Annotated in this window: 4 protein-coding genes; all 4 read left to right on the top strand. The window is 59.1% G+C overall.

Features of this window, described 5'->3' with window-relative positions:
• The first annotated feature begins 61 nt into the window (after positions 1-61).
• The 4 genes from KBF66_RS06930 to KBF66_RS06915 all read left to right on the top strand — a co-directional run bounded on the left by KBF66_RS06930 (position 62) and on the right by KBF66_RS06915 (position 6,090).
• The gene (locus tag KBF66_RS06930) at positions 62-1,042 is read left to right on the top strand and encodes a M23 family metallopeptidase (protein WP_296654447.1); all 981 of its coding nucleotides are present in this window, start codon (positions 62-64) and stop codon (positions 1,040-1,042) included.
• Between the two features lie 172 nt (positions 1,043-1,214).
• On the top strand, positions 1,215-3,959 hold the full coding sequence (gene secA / locus KBF66_RS06925) for a preprotein translocase subunit SecA (RefSeq protein WP_296654445.1): 2,745 nt from the start codon (positions 1,215-1,217) through the stop codon (positions 3,957-3,959).
• Positions 3,960-3,970: 11 nt separating this feature from the next.
• Positions 3,971-5,203 (top strand): bifunctional glutamate N-acetyltransferase/amino-acid acetyltransferase ArgJ, encoded by a 1,233-nt coding sequence (argJ, locus tag KBF66_RS06920; protein WP_296654443.1) that lies wholly within the window; start codon positions 3,971-3,973, stop codon positions 5,201-5,203.
• Positions 5,200-6,090, top strand: a complete 891-nt coding sequence (locus KBF66_RS06915; RefSeq protein WP_296654440.1) for an ATP-binding protein — start codon at positions 5,200-5,202, stop codon at positions 6,088-6,090. Before argJ ends, KBF66_RS06915 begins: the two co-directional genes overlap by 4 nt.
• The last annotated feature ends 11 nt before the right edge of the window (positions 6,091-6,101 follow it).

The following is a 6,101-nucleotide window of genomic DNA, read 5'->3' as shown; positions in this document are numbered from 1 at the left end:
CTCGCTTGCAACAGGGTGAATGAACTGCGGTGGGGATTCATGTGACAGGAGACGACAACAAATGCAATTGATCATCACGGATACATGGCTGGCCAAAACCCGGGCCGTTCATCTGAGTGGCGTCCAGATGGTGCTGGCGTTCCTGTTGGCGGCGCTGGTACTGATGCTGACGGCACTCGGTTTGTATCACTGGGTTTTCCTGAAGGGTGCTCGCGAGGGCTGGCCGATTATCGGGTCGGTCATCAAGCTTGTGACCAAAGACGAATTTGACCAACGCGATCGTTACCTGCGCGAGAACCTTGACCTGATGGCTCGCCAGTTGGGCGAAATGCAGGCCAAACTGACGCAGCTCGAGTCGCTGGGCGAAAGGGTTTCGGGCTTGGCAGGTGTGAGCGTGGCACCGCTCAGATCCACGCCAGGTCAAGGGGGCATACAGATTGGTGCACATAGCTTGTCACTGGACCAGGTCAAAGCCGCGATGGACGATTTGGAAAGCCTGACCCATCAACGGACTGACTTGCTGACGGTGCTGGAATCCCGTTTGTTTGAGCGTCGGATGAAAAGCATGATGGTTCCAACCTCGCGCCCGGTGGCCCAGGGCGAGGTCGGCTCGCCGTTTGGCTGGCGTCTTGACCCCATGACCGGTCAGTCTGCGCTTCACACCGGACTGGACTTCCCGGGCCCGGTCGGCACCCCCATATTGGCGGCTGCGGGCGGCGTTGTTGTGGCTGAGGAATACCATCCCAGCTACGGCAAAATGGTCGAGGTTGATCATGGCAATGAACTGGTCACCCGTTATGCCCATGTGTCTCGGGTGCTGGTCAAGAAGGGCGACCTGGTCAAACGCGGGCAAGCCATTGCTGAATTGGGAAACACCGGGCGCTCGACCGGTGCTCACCTGCATTTTGAGGTGCTGGTTCAAGGCATACCGCAGGACCCGCACAAATTCCTGTCCGCCGGTGAACAGTTGGCTGGCCAGCTGACGGCATCTGTGAATGCCGGAAAATCGCCGCTGAGGCCAGCAACCGGCACAGCCAGGTGAGGCCATTCGGATGGCCGGCAAGGCACAGCTAAAATCGTGCAGAAGCAGTTCACGCCGCGTCGGTGCGCCAGAGCTTGTGTTACCCCGGGTTATCCCCATATCAGTTAGATCGTAAAAAAAGGACTGCGTTGCAGTTTGGCCCGTTGTGGTCAGAACCAATCGCCCCGTATTCATGGCAACCAACTTTCTCACCAAAATATTTGGCAGTCGCAATGACCGCCTGCTCAAAAAATATCGCCACGCCATTGTCAAGATCAATGCCCTGGAAAAGGAATTTGAGCAACTGTCGGATGACGCCTTGAGGGGCAAAACCGACGAGTTCAGGCAGCGTTCGACACAGGGTGCGAGCCTCGATGACCTGCTACCTGAAGCGTTCGCTGTGGTGCGCGAGGGCTCCAAGCGTGTCATGAAGATGCGCCACTTTGATGTGCAGTTGCTCGGCGGCATGTCGCTGCACTATGGCAAGATCTCTGAAATGGGCACCGGCGAAGGCAAGACCCTGACGGCGACGCTGCCGGTCTACCTCAATGCACTGACGGGCAAAGGGGTGCATGTGGTGACCGTGAACGACTACCTTGCAGGTCGCGATGCCCAGTGGATGGGCAAGCTGTATAACTTTCTGGGTTTGTCGGTGGGTATCAACCTGCCGCAGATGTCGCGCGAGGACAAGCAGGCGGCCTATCGGGCCGACATCACCTACGGTACCAACAACGAATACGGCTTTGATTACCTGCGTGACAACATGGTCTACGAGGCGGCTGACCGGGTGCAGCGTGGCCTGAACTTCGCCATCGTCGACGAAGTGGATTCAATTTTGATCGACGAGGCTCGCACGCCACTCATCATCAGCGGCCAGGCTGAAGACCAGACAGACTTGTACCTGTCGATCAAACGGGTCGTGCCCAAGCTGGAAAAGCAGGAGGGGGAAGCGGACCCGCATACGGGGGAGGGCATCACCAAGCCGGGTGACTTCACCATCGATGAGAAGAGTCACCAGGTATTCCTGACCGAGCGTGGTCACGAGAATTCCGAGCGCATCCTGTTTGAGCTGGGGCTGTTGCCCGAAGGGGCCAGCCTGTACGACCCGTCCAACATCACGTTGATGCACCATTTGTATGCGGCGTTGCGGGCACAGCACCTGTATCACCGCGACCAGCACTATGTGGTGCAAGCCGGTGAGATTGTGATTGTGGACGAGTTCACCGGACGCCTGATGACAGGACGGCGCTGGAGTGACGGGTTGCACCAGGCGGTCGAGGCCAAGGAGGGTGTCGCCATCCAGCCGGAAAACCAGACCATGGCGTCGATCACCTTCCAAAACTACTTCCGTCTTTACGGCAAGCTGGCAGGCATGACTGGCACGGCCGACACCGAAGCCTACGAATTTCAGGAGATCTATGGCCTGGAGACGGTGGTGATTCCGCCGAATCAGCCGAGTCGTCGTGACGACCAGTTCGATCGGGTCTACAAAACCACTGCCGAAAAATACAAGGCCGCGATTCAGGATATCCGCGAGTGTTATGAGCGCGGACAGCCCGTGCTGGTGGGAACCACGTCGATTGAAAACTCGGAAATCATTGCGCAATTGCTGGAAAAGGAAAAATTGCCGCACCAGGTGCTCAATGCCAAGCAACATGCGCGCGAAGCCGACATCGTGGCCCAGGCCGGGCGTACCAAGATGATCACCATTGCCACCAATATGGCGGGGCGCGGCACCGACATTGTTCTGGGTGGCAACATCAGCAAATCCATCGAAGCCGTGGAGCTTGACACTTCTCTGGATGCCACGCAGCAGCAGCAGCAGATCGACGCGCTGCGTGCGCAGTGGACCAAAGACCATGAATTGGTGACCAGTCTGGGAGGGTTGCGCATTATTGCCACCGAGCGGCACGAGTCGCGCCGTATCGACAACCAGCTGCGCGGACGCTCCGGGCGCCAGGGTGACCCGGGTTCGTCGCGTTTCTACCTGAGTCTGGACGACTCCCTGATGCGCATCTTTGCCGGTGACCGGGTCAAGGCCATCATGGACCGCCTGAAAATGCCCGAAGGGGAAGCCATCGAAGCCGGAATTGTGACCCGCTCGATCGAAAGCGCCCAGCGCAAAGTGGAAGCGCGCAACTTTGACATGCGCAAACAGCTGCTCGAGTACGATGATGTGGCCAACGATCAGCGTAAGGTGATCTATCAGCAGCGCAACGAAATTCTGGATGCATCAGACTTGTCGGCGCAAATTCAGGGTTTGCGTGAAGGCTGTTTCGAAGACATCGTGCGCCAGCACGTTCCGGTGGAGTCGGTTGAGGAGCAATGGAACCTGCCAGCCCTTGAGAAGGTATTGCAGGACGAGTGGCAAATCACCCTGGCGCTGCAGCATCAGGTGAATGCCGCCACTGCCATTGTGGACCAGGACCTGCTGGACACTGTTTTGCAGCACGCCAACCAGGTATTTGAAGCCAAGGTGGCGCTGGTGGGCAATGAGAACTTCACCCAGTTTGAGCGCATGGTGTTGCTGCAAAGTATCGACACTAATTGGCGTGACCACCTCAGTGCGCTGGACTATTTGCGCCAGGGTATTCACTTGCGGGGTTACGCGCAAAAGCAACCCAAGCAGGAGTACAAGCGCGAGGCGTTCGAGCTGTTTGGCCAGATGCTTGATGCTGTGAAGAACGAAGTCACCAAGGTGCTGATGACGGTGCGCATCCAGTCCAACGACGAAGTCAGCCAGGCCGCGGCAGACATGGAAAGCCGTGCTGAGCGCATCTCCAACGTGACCTATTCAGCCCCCACGGAAACGGGCGAAGTCGAAACCGTGGTTGACGCCAGCACCGTGGCCCAGGCGGTGCCGCGCGTTGGCCGCAACGACGCATGCCCTTGTGGCAGCGGCAAGAAATACAAGCACTGCCACGGCAAACTGGCCTGAAAGAAATCACCATGCCCGTCAATCTCGCTGCACCCAATCCCAACGAGTTGTACCCTATCGCCGGCGTGCGCATCGGCGTCACCGAGGCGGGTATCCGCAAAGTCAACCGCAAGGACCTTACCGTGGTCCTGATCGACGAGGGGGCCACTGTGGCGGGGGTCTTCACGCAGAACCGTTTTTGCGCCGCACCGGTGCAAATTTGCAGCGAGCATCTGGGTGCGCCGGGGTCATCCATTCGGGCAATGGTCATCAATACCGGCAATGCCAATGCCGGCACGGGAGCCGATGGCTTGGCGCGTGCCCGTCAAACCTGTGCGGCGTTGGCGGCGCGTGCGGGTGTCAGTGCGCAGCAGGTATTGCCGTTTTCGACCGGTGTCATCATGGAGACCTTGCCAATTGAGCGCATTGAAGCCGGCCTGGATGCGGCCATTGCCGACGCTCGGGCCGACCACTGGCTACGCGCGGCCGAGGCCATCATGACCACCGATACCGCACCCAAGGCGTTTGGCGCACAGGTGATGCTGGACGGCAAACCCGTGAGCATCACTGGCATCAGCAAGGGCGCGGGCATGATCCGCCCCAACATGGCCACCATGCTGGGCTTCATGGCCACCGATGCCTGCGTGGCGCCGGCGTTGATGAAACAGCTTGCCACAGAACTGGCTGAAGGTTCATTCAACCGTGTGACCGTCGACGGTGACACCTCAACCAATGACTCCTTTGTGGTCATTGCCACCCACCGCGCGGGTCACCCCGCCATCGACTCACTGGACAGCCCAGCCGGTCAGGCATTGCGCATGGCCATGCTCGGTGTTGCACAAAAACTGGCTCAAGCCATTGTCAGAGACGGGGAGGGTGCTACCAAGTTTATTGCTATTCGGGTCGAAGGTGGGCAAAACCAGGCTGAGTGCCGTCAGGTGGCGTACGCGATTGCCCATTCACCTTTGGTCAAGACGGCGTTCTTTGCCAGCGACCCCAACCTCGGGCGCATTCTTGCGGCGGTCGGCTATGCCGGTATTGCGGACCTGGATCAAACACAGATCGACTTGTATCTCGACGAGGTCCTGGTCGCCAAACAGGGTGGCCGCAACCCCGAGTACCTTGAAGCCGAGGGCCAACGTGTCATGAAACAAAGCGAAATCACCGTGCGTGTGGTGCTGGGGCGCGGTACCGCCGCCGACACCGTGTGGACTTGCGACCTGAGCCACGACTACGTCTCGATCAACGCCGACTATCGCTCATGAGCGAGCGGTTTGACCAGTTGCTGGCACGTGCCGAGCAACTGATGGGCAGGATTGAGGCGGTGCTGCCGCAGCCTTTACCTGCCCCCGATTGGGTGGCATCCACCGCGTTTCGCTATCGGCAACGCAGCGCCGGGCGCAGTAGCCTGGAGCCGGTGCGCCACATTGGTGCCATGAAGTTGAGCGACCTCAAGGAGATCGACGCCCAAAAAGAAAAAATCCAGCGCAACACGTTGCAGTTTGTTCGCGGCGACCTGGCCAACAACGTCCTGCTGACCGGGGCGCGGGGCACCGGCAAGTCTTCGCTGGTGCGCGCCTGCCTGAACGAGTACGCACACCTGGGCCTGCGCCTGATCGAGGTCGACAAGCTGGATCTGGTGGATTTACCCGATATTGTCGATCTGGTCTGTGACCGGCCTGAAAAGTTTATCGTCTTCTGTGACGATCTGAGTTTTGAAGACGGCGAGCCTGGTTACAAGGCGCTCAAGTCGATTTTGGATGGTTCGGTGGCGGCGACCACAGCCAATGTGCTGATTTACGCCACCAGCAACCGCCGCCACCTGCTGCCTGAGCACATGAAGGACAACCTCAGCTACACCCACACCCCCGACGGTGAGGTGCATCCGGGTGAGGTGATCGAAGAAAAGATATCGCTGTCGGAGCGATTTGGCCTGTGGGTGAGCTTTTATTCATTCAGCCAGGATGAGTATCTGGCCATCGTGGCGCAGTGGCTGGATTCTTTTGGCGTGGATGCCAAAAGCATTGATGACGCCCGCGCACAAGCCCTGGTGTGGGCGCTGGAGCGTGGTGCCCGAAGCGGCCGTGTCGCCTACCAGTTTGCGCGCGACTTTGCCGGGCAGCAAGCGCCGGTCGGGCCGGCGCTGGCCTGACGGTTTCAACG

This window comes from Rhodoferax sp., from assembly GCF_018063565.1.
Lineage (GTDB): Bacteria > Pseudomonadota > Gammaproteobacteria > Burkholderiales > Burkholderiaceae_C > Rhodoferax.
This window is presented reverse-complemented; position numbering and strand designations above follow the sequence as displayed.

Bases quoted from the DNA above. Each gene is read 5' to 3' on its own strand.
- KBF66_RS06930 (WP_296654447.1), top strand. From the start codon at position 62: ATGCAATTGATCATCACGGATACATGGCTGGCCAAAACCCGGGCCGTT.
- secA (WP_296654445.1), top strand. From the start codon at position 1,215: ATGGCAACCAACTTTCTCACCAAAATATTTGGCAGTCGCAATGACCGC.
- argJ (WP_296654443.1), top strand. From the start codon at position 3,971: ATGCCCGTCAATCTCGCTGCACCCAATCCCAACGAGTTGTACCCTATC.
- KBF66_RS06915 (WP_296654440.1), top strand. From the start codon at position 5,200: ATGAGCGAGCGGTTTGACCAGTTGCTGGCACGTGCCGAGCAACTGATG.